Genomic DNA, 18,149 nt, shown 5'->3' with positions numbered 1-18,149 from the left:
GTTAAGAAGGGAATTATGAGTCAATTTTTCTATATTCACCCCGAGAACCCGCAGCCACGCTTGATTAACCAAGCAGTGGAAATGCTGCGTAAAGGCTCGGTTATCGTTTACCCAACGGATTCCGGCTATGCGCTGGGCTGCCGTCTGGAAGACAAAAACGCCATGGAGCGTATTTGCCGCATTCGCCAACTCGATGGCAATCACAACTTCACCCTGGTGTGCCGCGACCTGTCCGAGCTGTCGACCTATGCGTATGTCGATAACACGGCATTTCGCCTGATTAAAAACAACACGCCGGGTAACTACACCTTCATCCTCAAGGCGACCAAAGAAGTGCCGCGCCGCCTGATGAGCGAGAAGCGTAAAACCATCGGTCTGCGCGTGCCGTCCAACCCGATTGCACTGGCCTTGCTAGATGTCTTGGGCGAACCACTGATGTCCACTACGCTGATGCTGCCGGGCAATGACTTCGCCGAATCTGATCCAGAGGACATCAAAGACCGTCTGGAGAAAGTAGTCGATTTGATTATTCACGGCGGTTCGATTGGCCAACAGCCGACCACCGTGGTTGACCTCACCGAGTCCACGCCGGAAGTGGTGCGTGAAGGTGCCGGTGACCCCGCGCCGTTCAGATAATTGCGCGATTATTGGTTATAATTAAACCAGCCCGCGGGCGGCTAATAGATACAAAAGCACGGTAAATGTGTATAATGGCGGGCTGACTTTTCATAACTCTTTGTTTTTCAATCCTGAGTTATGTTGAGCAATGCTGTTAACGCGATGACGAGACTTTCCTGTTTATCAGGCATTCCGCGACAGCCCGCTGACCGATTTATGGGTTAATACTTTATCCATTAACCCGTTCTCAATAGGTCAGACAAACATTACCGATATATATTCTGGCGGGCAGACAATGGGTCACATTGTGCTGCTGGCTCTCCCCGACGCCTGTGAAGGCGACAAATGAGGTTGCTCAATGAGCGAGAAGTTTAATTCCCAGAAGCCGTCAGGCGACAGATCCAAATCAGGCCGTCCGGCCACCGACAAACCAAAAAACGGCAGAAATTCCGGTGCAGCCAAAGGCCGCCCTGAGTCAACGCGCAGTGATTCACGTGGTAAAAAAGCCGGTGGCGACAAGCCACAGACTGACAAAGCACGTTCAGACCAATCACGCGGCCGTTCACGTTCAGACAACAGTCGTGATGACTCACGCATTGAAAAGCCGCGCAATGAGAAACCGCGCGGTGAAAAATCACGTATCGAAAAAGCGCGTCCGGCTGGCAAAGGCCGTCCAGACAGCGCGCGTGCTGATAAGCCACGTTTTGAAAATTCACGTAACGCAGCCAAGCCAAAGGCTCCTGCGGCGCTGAAAAATGTGGCTGAAGAAGTCGAAGACGACGAACCAAAATACGAAAAGCCGAAGAACGCGCTGGACTCCACCGAAGGCCAGAGTGAAAAGCTGCAAAAAATTCTGGCTCGCGCCGGTCACGGTTCACGCCGCGAAGTGGAAGCCATGTTGCAGGCTGGCCGTATCAGCGTTGACGGCAAGATTGCGACGCTGGGCGACCGTGTAGAAATGCACGCGGGCACCAAAATCCGTCTTGATGGCCACGTGCTGTCGATTATCGAGTCTCAGGACACCGTCTGCCGCGTGCTGGCTTACTACAAGCCGGAAGGCGAGTTGTGTACCCGCAGCGACCCGGAAGGCCGTCCGACCGTGTTCGACCGTCTGCCAAAAATGCGTGGTTCACGCTGGGTTGCCGTAGGGCGTCTTGACGTTAACACCTCGGGTCTGCTGTTGTTCACCACCGACGGTGAGCTGGCGAACCGCCTGATGCACCCAAGCCGAGAAGTTGAGCGTGAGTACGCGGTACGCGTATTCGGCCAGATTGATGATGAAAAAATCAAACAGCTGAGTCGTGGTGTGCAGCTTGAAGATGGCCCGGCGGCATTCCGCACCATCAAGTATCAAGGTGGCGAGGGTCTGAACCAGTGGTACAATGTGACCCTGACCGAAGGCCGCAACCGCGAAGTTCGCCGGTTGTGGGAAGCAGTTGGCGTGCAGGTTAGCCGCCTGATCCGCGTTCGCTATGGCGACCTGACCTTGCCGAAAGGCTTGCCGCGCGGTGGCTATAAAGAGCTGGATCTGCCGGAAACTAACTACCTGCGCACGCTGGTGGAGATGCCGGAAGAGACCGTCAGCAAATTGCCGGTTGAGCGCGATCGTCGCCGTGTGAAAGCTAACCAGATCCGTCGCGCCGTGAAGCGCCACACTCAGGTTGCTCCCGCTCGCCGTAGCGGTACGCCGTCAAAACGCAGCTAACGATGAGTTTATAAGTTCGTAGCCAATAAATGAAAAACCGCAGCCATTGACTGCGGTTTTTTTTGTTCTTAATTCAGCGAGTTAGTTAATAAGAGAAGGGGGGGCTACCAGTCGATACCCTGCTGGGCCATAATTCCCGCGTCGAAAGCATGCTTCACCGGACGCAATTCGCTGACGGTATCTGCCAATTCCAGCAGGTCGCGGTGGCAGCCACGCCCGGTAATAATCACGGTTTGATGCACAGGCCTCGCTTTCAGCGCGTCAATCACTTCCTGTAAGTCGAGATAGCCAAAACTGACCATGTAGGTCAGCTCGTCGAGCACCACTAAGTCCAGAGACTGGTCGGCCAGCATACGCTTGCCGTGCTGCCAAACGGCCTGACAGGCGAGGGTGTCCGTCTCTTTGTTTTGCGTCTCCCAGGTGAAGCCGGTGGCCATCACCTGAAACTCAACGCCGTGCGGCTCGAGCAGGTTTTTCTCGCCGTTTGGCCATTCGCCCTTGATGAACTGAATCACCGCCGCGCGCTGGCCATGGCCGACGGCGCGAGTCACCGTGCCAAAGGCGGCAGTTGTTTTGCCTTTGCCGTTGCCGGTGAAGACAATTAAAATGCCGCGCCGCTCCTGCGCGGCTTCAATCCGCGCATCAACCTGCTCTTTAAGCCGCTGTTGGCGCTGCTTGTGGCGATCCTCGCTCATGACATTTATTCCGCAGGACCGGCTTTGCGCCCCGGCTGGGCGTCGAAGCTGATGCCAGTTTTACGGCGGCTGTCTTCACCCATCAAATAGAGGTACAGGGGCATGATATCGGCCGGGGTTTTCAGCTTGGCGCTGTTCTCATCCGGGAAGGCAGATGCCCGCATACTGGTGCGCGTTCCGCCCGGATTGATGCAGTTCACCCGCAAGTTGGTCTGTTTGTACTCTTCGGCCAGCACCTGCATCATGCCCTCGGTAGCGAACTTAGACACCGCATAGGCTCCCCAGCCGCTGCGGCCTTCGCGGCCGACGCTGGAAGAGGTAAACACCAGCGACGAAGACGGCGCTTTTAGCAGCAGAGGCAGCAGTGACTGGGTCAGCATGAAGGTGGCATTCACATTCACCTGCATGACGTTGTGCCAATCTTCGAGCTTGATCTCAGCCATTGGCACGATTTCGCTCAGCAGGCCCGCGTTGTGAAGCACGCCGTTGAGGTGCGGCACCCATTCAGCAATTTGGTCAGCCACGCGCTGGCAGTCGGCCTGCGAGGCCGTGAGCAGATCAAGAGTATAAATGTGCGCCGGATGGTAACCGCGCTCGGCGATCTCTTGCTGAACTTTCGCCAGTTTGCTTTCGGTACGGCCAAGTAAAATCAGCTGTGCGCCGAAGCGCGCATAGGTCAGCGCGGCTTCGCGGCCAATGCCGTCACCTGCGCCAGTGACCAGAATGATGCGTTGATTGAGCAGATCGGATTTTGGATGGTAATGCACGGGAATTCCTCTTACCTGAGTCAGGACACGGCGATGGAGTGCATCGCCACATCGGCGCAAAGCGGCGCGCTGGCAGGAGCAAAAGGCTCAACCGCGGGCGGGCGCTTGGCTGGAAAATGGATCATCACGAAGATGAATACTGGGTTTATATGCCTGAAATGACCACCGGTTTCAATGTTTACCCCGATTATCGGCGGATCTTTTGTAACAAAAATGGAACAAGCCTGCACCCCTTTTTGCCATCTGCGCGGCCTAAGCGGGCAGGTTATGCCCAAACAGCGGCATTCGGACACAATCACACAAGACGCTTTAGCGCCAATTGTCTAGAATAAGCAGCATCTTATTACCACTGCGTAAAAGGCGGAATTTGTGGATCTATTATCTCTTTATGGTTTGTTCTTGGCCAAAGTTGTCACCGTGGTGATCGCCATTGGCGCGTTAGTGGTGCTGGTTATCGGCCTGAGGCAGCGTAAGTCTCATGGCAAAGGTCAGTTGCATCTGGTTGATTTGGGTGAAGAATACCGTGAAATGCAGCGCGAAATGCGCACGGCTCGCCTCAATCCAATCGAGCAAAAACTAACTAACAAAGCGTTCAAAAAGCAGGAAAAAGCGGACGCCAAACAGAAGAAATTACAGGCGAAAAGCGGCGCGACGATCAAAAGCAAACCTTGCCTGTACGTGCTTGATTTCAAAGGCAGTATGGACGCTCACGAAGTCACTTCTTTGCGCGAAGAGATCTCGGCGGTGCTGGCGGTTGCCACGCCTGAAGATGAAGTCCTGCTGCGTCTGGAAAGCCCGGGCGGCGTGGTTCACGGCTATGGTCTGGCTTCTTCACAGCTGGCGCGTTTGCGTCAGGGCGGCATTCGCCTGACCGTGGCGGTGGATAAAGTTGCAGCCAGCGGCGGCTATATGATGGCCTGCGTGGCTGACCGCATCGTGGCGGCACCTTTTGCCATCATCGGTTCTATCGGCGTTGTGGCGCAGATCCCTAACTTCAGCCGCCTGCTGAAAAAGAACGATATCGACGTGGAATTGCACACCGCGGGTGAGTTCAAGCGTACTCTGACGCTGTTCGGCGAGAACACCGAAGAGGGGCGCGAGAAATTCCGTGAAGACCTGAATGAAACTCACGTGCTGTTCAAAGAGTTTGTTCATCAGCATCGCCCGTCGCTGGATATCGACAGCGTTGCCACCGGCGAGCACTGGTTTGGCACTCAGGCGCGTGAAAAAGGGCTGATTGACGCCATTGGTACCAGTGATGATTTGCTGATTGCCGAGATGCAAAATCACGAAGTTATCGCGGTGCGTTATAGCCGTCGCAAGCGCATGATGGACAGATTTACCGGCAGCGCGGCAGAAAGCGCCGATCGCCTGTTCTTACGCTGGTTACAGCGCAGCCAGAAGCCGCTTTTGTAATAGAATAAGTTAAGAATTTTAGTAATGAAAAAAGGGACCTCGGTCCCTTTTTTATTGGCCACAGCGCGTTAATGCGCACTAAAAGTAAACAGCCAGATTTTCTTCCTTTATTACGTTAAGGAAACACGGTCATTTTGGTGACAATTTGGTTAATCTTGCAGATGATATTTTTCTGAAAAAAGATGTGCCAAATGTTTAAACATATTAAATACGGCGGTGGTTTTTAAGGTCGGCAATCCATTATCATCGAGAAAGAATTCCCCGCGAAACACCAACACATTGCCTTTCTGCTCGACGTCTGTTGCCTCCATGCCGTGCAGATAATCACCGTGTGCGCGAATGACTTTATTCGCCTCGGTCAGTAAAGATTCTCGGCTAATTGCCGTTGTATTTCCCTGCATGATATTTACTCCCATGAAGAATTTCTGCCGATATTGTAATCCCACGCCGAACAAAACCGCAAACCTGCTGAGGTTATAGCAAATGTATTGCTGCAATTTTGTTCGTGTTGGCGAAAAACGGTTTTCCGTGCTAATTAAGTTGCGTGGCAATTTTTATCAGGTAGAGTGTGGGATTTTGTGGCTTTAGGTGGAATGTTTTGTTTACGCTTCACAAAATTTTATCATTTCATGCTCTATAAGTCTGTGGGAGGGATAGCGTTAAACCTCCGTTAAATCAGAGAATTGTGCCTCTGGAAGTCTGTTTGATTCGCTAAAAGAAAAAATTAGTTGATCTCCTGACTCACTGCCGCAATATAAAAAAAGACGTTACATTGTGCCGCGGCATAACAAGTTAAAATCTTCTTCATTAGAAGAACAAATTAGGTAAAAGGTAATTATGGGCAAAGCTCTCGTAATAGTTGAGTCCCCGGCAAAAGCCAAAACGATTAATAAGTATTTAGGAAATGACTACGTGGTTAAGTCCAGCGTCGGTCATATCCGCGATTTGCCTACCAGTGGTTCCGCCAGCAAAAAAACTGCCGCCTCAGCCGAAGAAAAAACAAAGAAAAAAGTAAAAAAGGATGAGAAAACGGCGTTAGTTAACCGCATGGGCGTTGATCCATACCACGGTTGGGAAGCGCAATACGAAATTCTGCCCGGCAAAGAAAAAGTGGTTGCCGAGTTAAAAGCCTTGGCGGATAAAGCCGACCACATCTATCTCGCAACCGACCTTGACCGCGAAGGAGAGGCTATTGCCTGGCATTTGCGGGAAGTGATTGGTGGTGATGACAAACGTTTCAGCCGCGTGGTGTTTAACGAAATTACCAAGAACGCGATTCAGAACGCCTTTAAAGAACCGGGCGAGCTGAATATTGATCGTGTTAATGCTCAGCAGGCGCGTCGCTTTATGGACCGCGTGGTGGGTTACATGGTTTCGCCACTGCTGTGGAAGAAAATTGCTCGTGGCCTGTCTGCCGGCCGCGTGCAGTCGGTTGCTGTGCGTCTGGTGGTTGAGCGCGAAAAAGAGATCAAAGCCTTTGTTCCTGAAGAGTATTGGGAACTGCACGCTGACCTCAACGCGCAAGACAAAACCGCGCTGCAAATGCAGGTGACGCATCACAACGATAAGCCGTTCAAACCGGTGAATCGTGAGCAGACTCATGCCGCCGTCTCTTTATTAGAAAAGGCGCGCTACACCGTTGTTGATCGCGAAGACAAACCGACCAGCAGCAAGCCGGGTGCACCTTTTATTACCTCCACGTTGCAGCAGGCGGCCAGTACGCGTCTGGGCTTCGGCGTGAAGAAAACCATGATGATGGCGCAGCGTCTCTACGAAGCGGGCCACATCACCTACATGCGTACCGACTCCACTAACCTGAGTCAGGACGCGGTAGAAATGGTGCGTGGTTATATCGGCGATAACTTTGGCGCGAAATACCTGCCAAAAGCCGCAAATCACTACAGTAACAAAGAGAACTCACAAGAAGCGCACGAAGCGATTCGTCCTTCCGACGTCAACGTCGTGTCCGAGCAGTTGAAGGATATGGAAAACGACGCGCAGAAGCTGTACCAGCTGATTTGGCGCCAGTTCGTTGCCTGCCAGATGATGCCAGCGCAGTACGATTCCACCACCCTGACGGTGAAAGCGGGTGACTATTCGCTGCGCGCCAAAGGCCGTACTCTGCGTTTTGATGGTTGGACCAAAGTCATGCCAGCGCTGCGCAAAGGCGATGAAGACCGCGTGCTGCCAGTGATGGAAGTGGGCACCGAGCTTAACCTGCAACAGCTGTTGCCAACCCAGCACTTCACCAAGCCGCCAGCGCGTTTTAGCGAAGCGTCATTGGTTAAAGAGTTGGAAAAACGCGGCATTGGCCGTCCGTCTACCTATGCGTCGATCATTTCGACCATTCAGGATCGCGGCTATGTTCACGTTGAAAACCGTCGCTTCTACGCCGAAAAAATGGGCGAGATCGTCACCGACCGTCTGGAAGATAACTTCCGCGAACTGATGAACTACGATTTCACCGCGCGTATGGAAGACGGCCTTGACCAGGTTGCTAACAATCAGGCCGAGTGGAAAGCCGTGCTGGACGAGTTCTTCACCGAATTCAGCAAGCAGTTGGAAACCGCTGAGAAAGAGCCAGAAGAGGGCGGTATGCGCCCGAATCAGATGGTCCTGACCAGCATCGAGTGCCCAACCTGCGGCCGCCCAATGGGTATCCGTACCGCCAGCACCGGCGTGTTCCTTGGCTGTTCGGGTTATGCCTTGCCGCCGAAAGAGCGCTGCAAAACCACCATCAACCTGATTGCTGATGCTGAAATTCTTAACGTGCTGGAAGGCGACGAAGCCGAAACCAACGCACTGCGCGCCAAGCGCCGTTGCGGCAAGTGCGGCACGGCGATGGACAGCTACCTGATCGACAACCAGCGCAAATTGCACGTCTGCGGTAACAACCCGGAGTGCGATGGCTATGAAATCGAGCAGGGCGAATTCCGCATCAAAGGCTATGACGGCCCGATCGTTGAGTGTGAGAAATGTGGTTCTGAGATGCATCTGAAAATGGGGCGTTTCGGCAAGTACATGGGCTGTACCAACGACGACTGTAAAAACACCCGTAAGATTTTGCGTAACGGCGATGTCGCGCCACCGAAAGAAGATCCGGTGCCGCTGCCCGAGCTGCCTTGCGAAAAATCAGATGCCTACTTTGTTCTGCGCGATGGCGCAGCCGGGGTGTTCTTGGCGGCCAATACCTTCCCTAAATCGCGCGAAACCCGTGCGCCGCTGGTGGAAGAGTTAGCTCGCTTCAAAGATCGCCTGCCGGAGAAACTGAGCTACCTGGCCGATGCGCCGGTTGCTGACCCAGAGGGCAACAAGTCCATGGTTCGCTTCAGCCGCAAAACCAAGCAGCAATACGTCTCTTCCGAGAAAGACGGTAAAGCCACAGGTTGGTCAGCGTTTTACGTTGACGGCAAGTGGGTTGAAGGCAAAAAGTAAGCAAAGTGTTTTAACCCGCTAGCAAACGTGCAAAAAACCAGCCTTTCGGGCTGGTTTTTTTATTAGGTTAAGATCTATCATCGCAAAGCTTTACGCCTTTTCATGCCAAGGTCTTTTGGGCAAGTTATTCACGTGCTGAAGTCATTCGCATCCGACTATACAACGTGCAAATAATTGATATAATTGTTATATAAAATCTCTTCTTATACTTAAAAATTATAGATATCCGCCGATGACGGCTGTCGGTACGGAGTGAATTTTGGGTATCAATAAGTAGATAACAGTATGTTTCCAGACCTCTCAGCCGCAGGGCGAACAGGAATGGCTGACAGGGTTTGAAAACTAGGATGGTATAAGTTATGAAATTGCAGCAACTGCGCTATATCGTCGAGGTTGTTAATCACAATCTTAACGTTTCTTCGACGGCGGAAGGCCTTTACACCTCGCAACCCGGCATCAGTAAGCAAGTTCGTATGTTAGAAGACGAACTGGGTATCCAGATCTTTGCCCGTAGCGGCAAGCATCTGACGCAGGTCACGCCGGCCGGGCAGGAAATTATCCGTATTGCTCGCGAAGTGCTGTCAAAAGTCGACGCCATCAAAGCGGTTGCTGGGGAACACACTTACCCTGACAAGGGTTCGCTGTATGTCGCAACAACTCATACTCAGGCCCGTTACGCGCTTCCCAACGTCATCAAAGGCTTTATCGAACGCTATCCGCGCGTCTCCCTGCATATGCATCAAGGCTCGCCAACCCAAATCGCCGAGGCGGTTTCCAAGGGCAATGCCGATTTTGCTATCGCCACCGAAGCGCTGCATCTGTACGACGATTTGATCATGCTGCCTTGCTACCACTGGAACCGCGCGGTCGTGGTGCAGCCGGACCATCCGCTGGCTGGCAAAGAGAAAGTGACGATTGAAGAGCTGGCCGAGTACCCGATTGTGACCTACACCTTCGGCTTCACCGGCCGTTCAGAGCTGGACACCGCCTTTAACCGCGCCGGTCTGACCCCGCGCATTGTGTTCACCGCCACCGACGCCGACGTGATCAAAACCTACGTGCGCCTCGGCCTGGGCGTGGGCGTGATTGCCAGCATGGCGGTTGACCCCATCCAAGACCCAGACTTGGTCACTGTCGACGCCCGCGACATCTTCACCTATAGCACCACCAAAATCGGCTTCCGCCGCAGCACCTTCCTGCGCAGCTACATGTATGACTTCATCCAGCGCTTTGCCCCTCACCTGACGCGCGACGTGGTGGATACCGCCATCGCCCTGCGCTCCAATGAAGACATCGAAGCGATGTTCAAAGACATCAAGCTGCCGGTGAAATAAGCCCAGTTTTAGTCGGCAATCCTATCATTCAGCCCTGCTTATGCGGGGCTGAATTTTTTGCTTTATTGCACTTTGCTCGGCACACGAGCAATAACTTTGATTTCAAAATCGAAGCCAGCCAGCCAATTCACGCCCACTGCGGTCCAGTTTGGGTAGGGCGCGCTTGGAAACACTTCACTCTTCACTTCCATCACGCTGGCAAACTGCTTTTCCGGATCCGTGTGGAAAGTGGTGACGTCCACCAGATCCTCCAACCCGCAGCCTGCTGCACTCAGAGTGGCTTTTAGATTGTCGAACGCCAGTCTGACCTGAGCCGCAAAGTCAGGCTCCGCCGAGCCATCGGCGCGGCTGCCCACTTGCCCGGAGACAAACAGCAAATCGCCGGAACGAATGGCAGCGGAGTAACCGTGTTGTTCATAAAGAGCATGGCGATCGGCCGGGAAGATTGCTTGATTGTTCATCATGGTTTTGCCTTCTTTGGAGTAATGTTGGGATGCGAAAAATACAACCTTGATTTAATATACACTTCGTATGCGAATGTAATCACATACGGGGTGTATGTCAACTTAACATACACTCCGTATGTTAAGTTGAGGAATGATGGCCGCGAAACGTCGTGCAGAAACAATGGAAGAGAACCGTGAGAAGCTGATCGCCGCCGCGCGCAAGGCTTTTGCTAAAAAGGGCTTTGCCGCCGCCTCGATGGATGAACTGACCGCCAGCGTCGGTTTGACCCGTGGCGCGCTGTATCACAACTTCGGCGATAAAAAGGGGCTGTTGGCCGCGGTGGTGGCGCAGGTGGACGGGGAAATAGCCCAGCGGGCGAAGCAGATTGCTAGTGTTGCGCCAGACGATTGGAGCCAGTTGGTGGCCGAAGGCGAGGCTTATATCAAAATGGCCCTCGATCCAGAGGTTCAGCGTATCGTGCTGCTCGACGGTCCGGCTTTCCTCGGCGATCCTTCCCTGTGGCCTAGCCAGAATGCTTGCCTTGAGGGCACGCGATCGGCGGTGGCGAGGATGGTGAAGAATGGCACGCTCAAGCCGGTGGATGTAGAAGCCGCCGCGCGGCTGCTCAGCGGCACGGCGCTTAACGCGGCGCTGTGGGTCGCCGCCAGCGACAATCCGCAGGAAAATCTGCCAAAAGCCCAAGAGGCTTTCGCCATGATGGCCAGCGGCTTGCGCCGGTAGATAAACCGCCCGCCAGCAAGGTGGGCGGGCCTGACTTTAGGTAGTCAGCACCTCGTCTATTTTAAGTATTTGCATCACAAAGTCGATAAAGGCGCGCACTTTGGCGGGAGGCAGATGGCGTGAAGGATAGAGGGCGTACAGTGGGAAGCTCTCCCCCTTCCAGTCGGTCAGTAGCTCGACTAAGCGGCCATCGGCCAGCAGATCCTCAATGCCGCTGGTTTTCATTCGCGCAATTCCCGCGCCCGCCAGACAGGCACCGAGCAGGGTGCCGGACTCATTCACCATGAGTCGGCTGGAAATCTTAGCCGGAAACACTTCCCCCTTGAGCGAATATTCCCACTCCAGCGGCTGGCCGGTCATAGAGCTTCTGACCTGAATGCAGGCGTGATGAATCAGGTCCTCAGGGCTTTGCGGCACGCCGTGCTGGCGCAAATACTCTGGCGAGGCGACGGTGGCGGTGGGCGTCTCCAGCAGCTTACGCGCCACCAGTGAAGAAGAGGGCGGATGGCCGAAGCGCACCGCGATATCAAAACCTTCCGACACCAAATCCCCCAGTTGATCCCGCACGACCAGCTCGACGGCAATTTCCGGGTAACGCTGCATAAAGGAGTGGATGTGAGGAGCCAGAATGCGCCGCGAGAAGAAGGTATCCACATTGACCCGCAGTCGACCGTGTACCGCGGTAGAAGCGCCGGACGCCAGGCTCACCGCGTCGCCGATGCCCGCCAGCAGCGGGCTTATCTCTTCATACAGGGTGCGCCCCTCATCGGTCAGGGTGACGGCGCGAGTCGTGCGGTCAAACAGTCGCACGCCGATGCTGGTTTCCAACCGCGTGACTGCCCGGCTGACGCCTGAAGGGGACAAGTTCAGTGCTTCTGCGGCACGCGCAAAACTGCCGCTGTGCACAATGGCGGCTAATACGCTGATATTCGACAGCAGGCGTCCATCAAAGCTCATGGGGATTTCTCTTGATCATCGAATGGTGATTTTAAGTCATCAAAGTAGTGATTAGACGTGCATTCTGTCAAGTGATGCCTTTCTCTATACTCACGTTCACTGATTTAGCATCAGGCTATTTTTCTGCAAACAGGAGCTATCAAATGTATGTGATCACAGGTATTACCGGAAAAGTCGGCGGCGCGGTTGCCCGCACGTTATTGAGCAAAAACCTTCCTGTTCGCGGCGTGATGCGTGATGCCCGCAACGCCGACAAATGGCGCGCTCTGGGTTGTGAAGTCGCGATTGCCGAGATGGATGACGCCAAGGCACTGACTGAAGCCTTTAAAGGCGCGACCGGCGTCTTCATCCTGCCGCCTTCAGATTTTGACCCGGCTCCGGGCTTCCCGGCGGCGCGCATTTTCATCGAAGCTGTCGTCACGGCCATCAGCGCGGCCTCGCCGGAAAAAGTGGTTTGCCTCTCCACCATTGGTGCGCAGGCGACGCAAACTAACCTGCTGACTCAGCGCACGTTGCTGGAGCAGGCGCTTAATGCGTTGGCGCTGCCAGTTACCTTCCTGCGTCCGGGCTGGTTTATGGAAAACTGCGCGCTGGACGTGGCTTCCGCGCGCGACGCGGGCGTTATTCACAGCTACCTTCAGCCATTGGATAAACCCGTGCCGATGATTGCCACCGCCGACGTCGGCAAGCTGGCGGCCAATTTGCTCCAGCAGCGCTGGGAAGGTAAGCGCGTGGTCGAGTTGGAAGGGCCGCGCCGCGTTACGCCAAACGACATCGCCAGCACCTTCGCGCAGATTCTGGGTCGCCCGGTGGTGGCCGAAGTGGTCGAGCGCCACTCGTGGGAAGCCGTTTTCCGCGCCCAGGGGCATCAGTATCCGTCACCGCGTATGCAGATGATCGACGGTTTTAACCAAGAGTGGATCTGTTTCGAAGGGCCAAAGTCAGAACGCGTCATTGGCGAAACCGAGCTGGAAGAGGTGCTGCGTAACCTGCTGCAAGCCTAAACTCAGGCCAACATCTGCTTTTTATAATGCAGCGGCGACATGAACGATGGGTATGCCATCCTGTATCAGCAGGGTGGCATACGGCAAGTGATGAACACTTCGTGTTGTTATCAAAATGTTAACCAGAATTTGTGTTATCTTTATAAGTGGACTTATTGACCGTCCGGTTATTGGTCTTTCACCCGCTTTGCACTTTTTGAGGTAAAACGCCTTGAAAAGCATTGAGAAAGAACAGAAGTCTGAAAGATAAGCGTTATAAAAAGGAGAAGCTATGTCGTCCGATCTTCGCAAGAATAGTCAGGATAAGCTGGCAGCCCTCGATAAGGAATATCACTATTACAGCCTGCCGAAAGCGGCACAAAAGCTGGGTGACATTCAACGCCTGCCAAAATCTCTAAAAGTCCTGCTGGAAAATTTACTGCGTAACGTCGATGGTGACACTGTCACCGAAGAGGATTTACAGGCGCTGGTGGATTGGCAGAAAGCTGGCCACGCCGACCGCGAAATTGCCTACCGACCGGCCCGTGTACTGATGCAAGATTTCACCGGCGTTCCCGCCGTGGTTGACCTCGCGGCCATGCGCCAGGCGGTCAAGCGACTGGGTGGGAATGTCGATCAAGTCAATCCACTCTCCCCGGTGGATTTGGTTATTGACCACTCGGTCACCGTGGATGAGTTCGGCGACGACGAGGCATTTGACGAAAACGTCCGTCTCGAAATGGAACGTAACCACGAGCGTTACATTTTCCTGCGCTGGGGGCAAAAGGCCTTCAACCGTTTCCGCGTTGTGCCGCCAGGCACCGGGATTTGCCATCAGGTTAACCTTGAGTACCTCGGCCAAACCGTCTGGCACGAAGAGATTGACGGCCGCACCGTCGCCTATCCTGACACCCTAGTCGGTACCGACTCCCACACCACCATGATTAACGGCCTCGGCATTCTCGGCTGGGGCGTGGGCGGTATCGAGGCAGAAGCCGCGATGCTCGGCCAGCCGGTTTCCATGCTGATCCCAGACGTGGTGGGCTTCAAACTCACCGGCAAACTGAGTGAAGGCATCACGGCCACCGACCTCGTGCTGACGGTCACCCAGATGCTGCGTAAACACGGCGTGGTGGGTAAATTCGTTGAGTTCTACGGCGACGGTTTGGCGGATCTGCCTCTGGCCGACCGCGCGACCATCGCCAACATGTCCCCTGAGTTCGGCGCGACCTGCGGCTTCTTCCCGGTTGACGAAGTGACCCTCAGCTACATGAAACTCAGTGGGCGCAGTGACGAACAGATCGCCCTGGTCGAGTCCTACAGCCGCGCGCAGGGTCTGTGGCGTCACGAAGGCGACGAGCCAATCTTCACCAGCTCGCTGGAACTCGACATGTCGCTGGTAGAATCGAGCCTTGCTGGCCCGAAACGCCCGCAGGACCGCGTCGCCTTGCCGAACGTGCCAAAAGCCTTCAATGCCGCGACCGAGCTGGAAATCGGCAATGCCAAAGGCAAACAGAGCCAGTCCGAAAGCTTCACCCTCGACGGCCAGCATCACCAACTCGCTACCGGCGCGGTGGTCATTGCGGCGATCACCTCCTGTACCAACACCTCCAACCCGAGCGTGCTGATGGCGGCGGGCCTGCTGGCGAAGAACGCGGCGGACCGCGGCTTAACCAGTAAGCCTTGGGTGAAAACCTCGCTGGCGCCCGGCTCGAAAGTGGTGACCGACTACCTCAACGCCGCTGGCCTGATGCCGCATCTGGAAAAGCTCGGCTTCAATCTCGTCGGCTACGGCTGTACCACCTGTATCGGGAACTCAGGCCCACTGCCTGACCCGATTGAGGCGGCGATCAAAGAGGGCGACCTGACCGTCGGCGCGGTGCTTTCCGGCAACCGTAACTTCGAAGGGCGTATTCACCCGCTGATTAAAACCAACTGGCTGGCTTCTCCGCCGCTGGTGGTGGCCTACGCGCTGGCGGGTAACATGAAGGTTGATTTGACCCATGATCCTCTGGGCGAGGACCAAAACGGCAAGCCGGTCTATCTGAAAGACATTTGGCCGTCAGCCAATGAGATTGCCAAAGCCGTGGAGCAGGTGAAAACCGACATGTTCCACAAAGAGTACGCCGAAGTGTTCAACGGCGACGCCAACTGGCAGGCTATCAAGGTCGAAGGCACACCAACCTACGCGTGGCAGGAAGATTCTACCTACATCCGCCATCCGCCGTTCTTCAGCGACATGAAAGCCCAACCGGACCCGGTAGAGGACATCAAAGACGCGCGTATTCTGGCGATACTCGCCGACTCGGTGACCACCGACCACATTTCACCGGCGGGGAACATCAAGGCTGAAAGCCCGGCAGGACGCTATTTAGAGCAGCACGGCGTACCGCCAAAATCCTTCAACTCCTACGGTTCTCGCCGTGGTAATCATGAAGTGATGATGCGCGGGACCTTCGCCAACATCCGTATTCGCAACGAAATGGTGCCGGGCGTGGAAGGGGGCTTCACTCGCCACATTCCGTCGCAGGACCAGTTGGCGATTTACGACGCCGCCATGCGTTATCAGCATGAAAGCGTGCCGACGGCGGTTATCGCCGGTAAAGAGTATGGCTCCGGCTCCAGCCGCGACTGGGCAGCGAAAGGCCCTCGCCTGCTGGGCGTTCGCGTGGTGATTGCCGAATCCTTCGAGCGTATCCACCGTTCGAACCTGATCGGCATGGGCATCCTGCCACTGGAATTCCCACAGGGCGTGACGCGCAAAACGCTGAAACTGACGGGTGACGAAACCATCAGCGTCAGCGGTATGCAGTCCCTCAAGCCGGGCCAGACGGTGCCAGTTAAAATCACCTTCGCCGACGGCCATGTCGAAACCGTCGATGCCCGTTGCCGTATCGACACCGGCAATGAGCTGACCTACTTCGAGAACGGCGGCATCCTGCACTATGTGATCCGCAAAATGCTCTAAGTGCCGTCAGTTTGGCGATGAAATGAAAAAAGCCCCGTAAGGGGCTTTTTTAGCATTCAACCTAAATCAAGATTACTTTTCTAACAGGTGGCCCATCTTGGCGGCTTTGGTTGCCAGATAGTGTTCGTTTTTTGGGTTTTTGCCGACGATCAGCGGCACGCGCTCGACGATGTTGATCCCGGCTTCGGTGAGGATTTCGACCTTTTTCGGGTTGTTGGTCAACAGGCGAACGGCAGGGACGCCCAGCAGCTTGAACATATCGGCACACAGGGTGAAGTCACGCTCATCGGCGGCAAAGCCTAGCTGGTGGTTGGCTTCTACGGTGTCGTAGCCTTTATCTTGTAATGCATAGGCGCGGATTTTGTTCAGCAAACCGATGTTACGACCTTCCTGGCGGTGGTACATCAGAATGCCACGTCCTTCTTCGGCGATATGATTTAGCGCGGCTTCCAGTTGGAAACCACAATCACAGCGCAGGCTGAACAGCGCGTCTCCCGTCAGGCATTCGGAATGAACGCGAGCGAGTACCGGCGTGTCGCCAGTAATATCACCAAAAACCAGTGCCAGATGGTCGTGACCGGTTGCCAGTTCTTCGAAACCCACCATCAGGAAATCACCCCATGGTGTAGGTAATTTGGCTTCTGCCACACGTTTCAGCTGCATTTTATACTCCAATACTCTTCATCCTTCACGCTGGGGCTGCGTTAGCGACTCTCATTCATTCGGTTACTGCCTTGCCGCAGCGCGAATAATGCTGAGTAACTCCTCATCTTTCATGCCGGGTTGCGTCATTTCATCGCAATCTTAGCGCGGGGTCGCAGGTGAGGGTGATAGAGTGTTTATTAACGTTCAGTATTTTATTTATTGTTGCGCATGCTACGTTCCAATGCGCGGATTGACCAGTAAAAATCTCAGCGACAGCAGAGATTGCAACAATCCTATGAATATTCTGCCACAAATCGCAGAGGCGCTTAGCGCGAATATTTGAATGATTACGTCATAAGTTATGAATTATCGGTCGCAGCAAAAGCCGATTTTCTTATTAGATGTTAAGCAGTAACAAGATTGTTACACTGCGATTCTTTGGCTGTTTAAGGATGCTTATGTATCACATTGTCAGACGTGTCTTGCTAGGCACAGTGATTCTATTGGCCATGCCCGCCGTCGTGTGGGCTTCGGGATGGTTATGGACGCCGGGGCTGAATCCGGACATTTTGCGCCCGCTGTTCTGGGTGACGGAAACCGTGAGTGAGCCTTGGGGCATTCTCACCACCCTCGTGTTTTGCGCCTGGTTCCTGTGGTGCCTGCGTTTCCGGCTCAAGGAGGCGGTAATGCTGGTGGTTATTCTCTGCGCGTCCGTTGTCATCGGCCAGTATGTGAAGGATTTCATCAAGGCAGAGGTGAAGGAGCCGCGCCCTTATGTGGCATGGCTGGGCACTTCTCATGAGATGGACGTGCTGGAGTTCTACGCCATGAAGGGCAAGGAGCGGGGAAAAGAGGTGAAAGCCTTGCTGGGTGATGACAGCGACCTGCCGAAATGGCTGAAAAAGAGCTGGCAGAGTGACACTGGCTACGCTTTCCCATCGGGCCACACCATGTTCGCCGCTACCTGGGCGCTGCTGGCTCTGGGCATTCTCTGGCCGCGCCGCCACTTCAAAACCGTGGCCTTTATGATGGCCTGGGCAGTAATTGTAATGGGCAGCCGTTTGATGCTCGGCATGCACTGGCCGCGAGACTTGATGGCCTCTACCGCCATAAGCGCGGTGCTGGTGATCATCGCCTGTTGGCTGACGGAAAGGTTTATTGGGCCACTCAAGCCGCCTCCGGCAGAGCAGCGCGAGATAGCCGAGCGCGAGGCCGAAGAGACAAAATAGCCCCTCAGGGTAGACGGCGCAGGGCAACAACTGGCCGTTTACCCTTTTAACCGGGGAGTGGCGTCCCCATATATTAACTATCACGCCCTTTTTACTGTGGGGCGCTAAGCCCAATAGGGAGTTATGCTACGCTTTTGTCTGAAGTTTATCCTAAGTCGGTTTTATCCGTTCTGAGCATTTCCCAGCTTTGTTTGGAAATGCTAACTTAT

At 54.5% G+C, this 18,149-nt stretch carries 15 protein-coding genes; 9 read left to right on the top strand and 6 right to left on the bottom strand.

What is annotated here, in order from left to right:
- Positions 1-15: 15 nt before the first annotated feature.
- Both ACT3RT_RS00850 and rluB read left to right on the top strand, forming a co-directional pair.
- Positions 16-636: an L-threonylcarbamoyladenylate synthase gene (locus ACT3RT_RS00850; RefSeq protein WP_353502355.1), complete on the top strand. Its 621-nt coding sequence runs from the start codon at positions 16-18 to the stop codon at positions 634-636.
- A gap of 793 nt (positions 637-1,429) precedes the next feature.
- Positions 1,430-2,323: a 23S rRNA pseudouridine(2605) synthase RluB gene (rluB, locus tag ACT3RT_RS00845; protein ID WP_485900979.1), complete on the top strand. Its 894-nt coding sequence runs from the start codon at positions 1,430-1,432 to the stop codon at positions 2,321-2,323.
- A 104-nt stretch (positions 2,324-2,427) separates the two neighbouring features.
- Here rluB and cobO read toward each other — a convergent pair whose 3' ends face one another.
- Both cobO and ACT3RT_RS00835 read right to left on the bottom strand, forming a co-directional pair.
- Positions 2,428-3,018 (bottom strand): cob(I)yrinic acid a,c-diamide adenosyltransferase, encoded by a 591-nt coding sequence (gene cobO / locus ACT3RT_RS00840; protein ID WP_353502354.1) that lies wholly within the window; start codon positions 3,016-3,018, stop codon positions 2,428-2,430.
- A gap of 5 nt (positions 3,019-3,023) precedes the next feature.
- A complete protein-coding gene (locus ACT3RT_RS00835) occupies positions 3,024-3,785 on the bottom strand; it encodes a YciK family oxidoreductase (RefSeq protein WP_485900907.1) in 762 nt (253 codons plus the stop codon).
- A gap of 369 nt (positions 3,786-4,154) precedes the next feature.
- Between ACT3RT_RS00835 and sohB the strand changes: the two genes are divergently transcribed.
- A complete protein-coding gene (gene sohB, locus ACT3RT_RS00830; RefSeq protein ID WP_100937208.1) occupies positions 4,155-5,201 on the top strand; it encodes a protease SohB in 1,047 nt (348 codons plus the stop codon).
- A 149-nt stretch (positions 5,202-5,350) separates the two neighbouring features.
- On the opposite strand, the gene ACT3RT_RS00825 is transcribed toward sohB, so the two are convergent.
- Positions 5,351-5,602 (bottom strand): YciN family protein, encoded by a 252-nt coding sequence (locus tag ACT3RT_RS00825; RefSeq protein ID WP_496202595.1) that lies wholly within the window; start codon positions 5,600-5,602, stop codon positions 5,351-5,353.
- A 436-nt stretch (positions 5,603-6,038) separates the two neighbouring features.
- On the opposite strand from ACT3RT_RS00825, the gene topA reads away from it, so the two are divergent.
- Entirely contained in the window at positions 6,039-8,636 is a 2,598-nt protein-coding gene (gene topA / locus ACT3RT_RS00820; protein WP_353502352.1) for a type I DNA topoisomerase, read from the top strand.
- Positions 8,637-8,995: 359 nt separating this feature from the next.
- Positions 8,996-9,970 (top strand): HTH-type transcriptional regulator CysB, encoded by a 975-nt coding sequence (gene cysB / locus ACT3RT_RS00815; RefSeq protein WP_034790971.1) that lies wholly within the window; start codon positions 8,996-8,998, stop codon positions 9,968-9,970.
- Between the two features lie 62 nt (positions 9,971-10,032).
- Here cysB and ACT3RT_RS00810 read toward each other — a convergent pair whose 3' ends face one another.
- Positions 10,033-10,434: a RidA family protein gene (locus ACT3RT_RS00810; protein ID WP_353502351.1), complete on the bottom strand. Its 402-nt coding sequence runs from the start codon at positions 10,432-10,434 to the stop codon at positions 10,033-10,035.
- A 136-nt stretch (positions 10,435-10,570) separates the two neighbouring features.
- On the opposite strand from ACT3RT_RS00810, the gene ACT3RT_RS00805 reads away from it, so the two are divergent.
- Positions 10,571-11,158, top strand: a complete 588-nt coding sequence (locus ACT3RT_RS00805) for a TetR/AcrR family transcriptional regulator (RefSeq protein ID WP_496202594.1) — start codon at positions 10,571-10,573, stop codon at positions 11,156-11,158.
- 36 nt (positions 11,159-11,194) lie between these two features.
- On the opposite strand, the gene ACT3RT_RS00800 is transcribed toward ACT3RT_RS00805, so the two are convergent.
- Positions 11,195-12,115 (bottom strand): LysR family transcriptional regulator, encoded by a 921-nt coding sequence (locus ACT3RT_RS00800; RefSeq protein ID WP_496202376.1) that lies wholly within the window; start codon positions 12,113-12,115, stop codon positions 11,195-11,197.
- 143 nt (positions 12,116-12,258) lie between these two features.
- On the opposite strand from ACT3RT_RS00800, the gene ACT3RT_RS00795 reads away from it, so the two are divergent.
- Both ACT3RT_RS00795 and acnA read left to right on the top strand, forming a co-directional pair.
- Entirely contained in the window at positions 12,259-13,119 is an 861-nt protein-coding gene (locus ACT3RT_RS00795; protein WP_496202375.1) for an NmrA family NAD(P)-binding protein, read from the top strand.
- Between the two features lie 271 nt (positions 13,120-13,390).
- The gene (gene acnA, locus ACT3RT_RS00790; RefSeq protein ID WP_496202374.1) at positions 13,391-16,066 is read left to right on the top strand and encodes an aconitate hydratase AcnA; all 2,676 of its coding nucleotides are present in this window, start codon (positions 13,391-13,393) and stop codon (positions 16,064-16,066) included.
- Positions 16,067-16,138: 72 nt separating this feature from the next.
- Here acnA and ribA read toward each other — a convergent pair whose 3' ends face one another.
- Complete coding sequence (gene ribA / locus ACT3RT_RS00785) at positions 16,139-16,729, bottom strand: GTP cyclohydrolase II (RefSeq protein WP_353502347.1); 591 nt, start codon at positions 16,727-16,729, stop codon at positions 16,139-16,141.
- 440 nt (positions 16,730-17,169) lie between these two features.
- On the opposite strand from ribA, the gene pgpB reads away from it, so the two are divergent.
- Entirely contained in the window at positions 17,170-17,940 is a 771-nt protein-coding gene (gene pgpB / locus ACT3RT_RS00780; RefSeq protein ID WP_496202373.1) for a phosphatidylglycerophosphatase B, read from the top strand.
- Positions 17,941-18,149: the final 209 nt, after the last annotated feature.

Origin of the sequence: Ewingella sp. AOP9-I1-14 (genome assembly GCF_052375995.1) — a bacterium.
In the GTDB taxonomy this organism is placed as follows: domain Bacteria; phylum Pseudomonadota; class Gammaproteobacteria; order Enterobacterales; family Enterobacteriaceae; genus Ewingella; species Ewingella allii.
This window is presented reverse-complemented; position numbering and strand designations above follow the sequence as displayed.

Coding starts and splice junctions, on each gene's coding strand:
- ribA (WP_353502347.1), bottom strand. CDS start 16,729: ATGCAGCTGAAACGTGTGGCAGAAGCCAAATTACCTACACCATGGGGT.
- ACT3RT_RS00850 (WP_353502355.1), top strand. CDS start 16: ATGAGTCAATTTTTCTATATTCACCCCGAGAACCCGCAGCCACGCTTG.
- acnA (WP_496202374.1), top strand. CDS start 13,391: ATGTCGTCCGATCTTCGCAAGAATAGTCAGGATAAGCTGGCAGCCCTC.
- topA (WP_353502352.1), top strand. CDS start 6,039: ATGGGCAAAGCTCTCGTAATAGTTGAGTCCCCGGCAAAAGCCAAAACG.
- ACT3RT_RS00805 (WP_496202594.1), top strand. CDS start 10,571: ATGGCCGCGAAACGTCGTGCAGAAACAATGGAAGAGAACCGTGAGAAG.
- ACT3RT_RS00795 (WP_496202375.1), top strand. CDS start 12,259: ATGTATGTGATCACAGGTATTACCGGAAAAGTCGGCGGCGCGGTTGCC.
- ACT3RT_RS00810 (WP_353502351.1), bottom strand. CDS start 10,434: ATGATGAACAATCAAGCAATCTTCCCGGCCGATCGCCATGCTCTTTAT.
- pgpB (WP_496202373.1), top strand. CDS start 17,170: ATGTATCACATTGTCAGACGTGTCTTGCTAGGCACAGTGATTCTATTG.
- ACT3RT_RS00800 (WP_496202376.1), bottom strand. CDS start 12,115: ATGAGCTTTGATGGACGCCTGCTGTCGAATATCAGCGTATTAGCCGCC.
- cysB (WP_034790971.1), top strand. CDS start 8,996: ATGAAATTGCAGCAACTGCGCTATATCGTCGAGGTTGTTAATCACAAT.
- ACT3RT_RS00825 (WP_496202595.1), bottom strand. CDS start 5,602: ATGCAGGGAAATACAACGGCAATTAGCCGAGAATCTTTACTGACCGAG.
- cobO (WP_353502354.1), bottom strand. CDS start 3,018: ATGAGCGAGGATCGCCACAAGCAGCGCCAACAGCGGCTTAAAGAGCAG.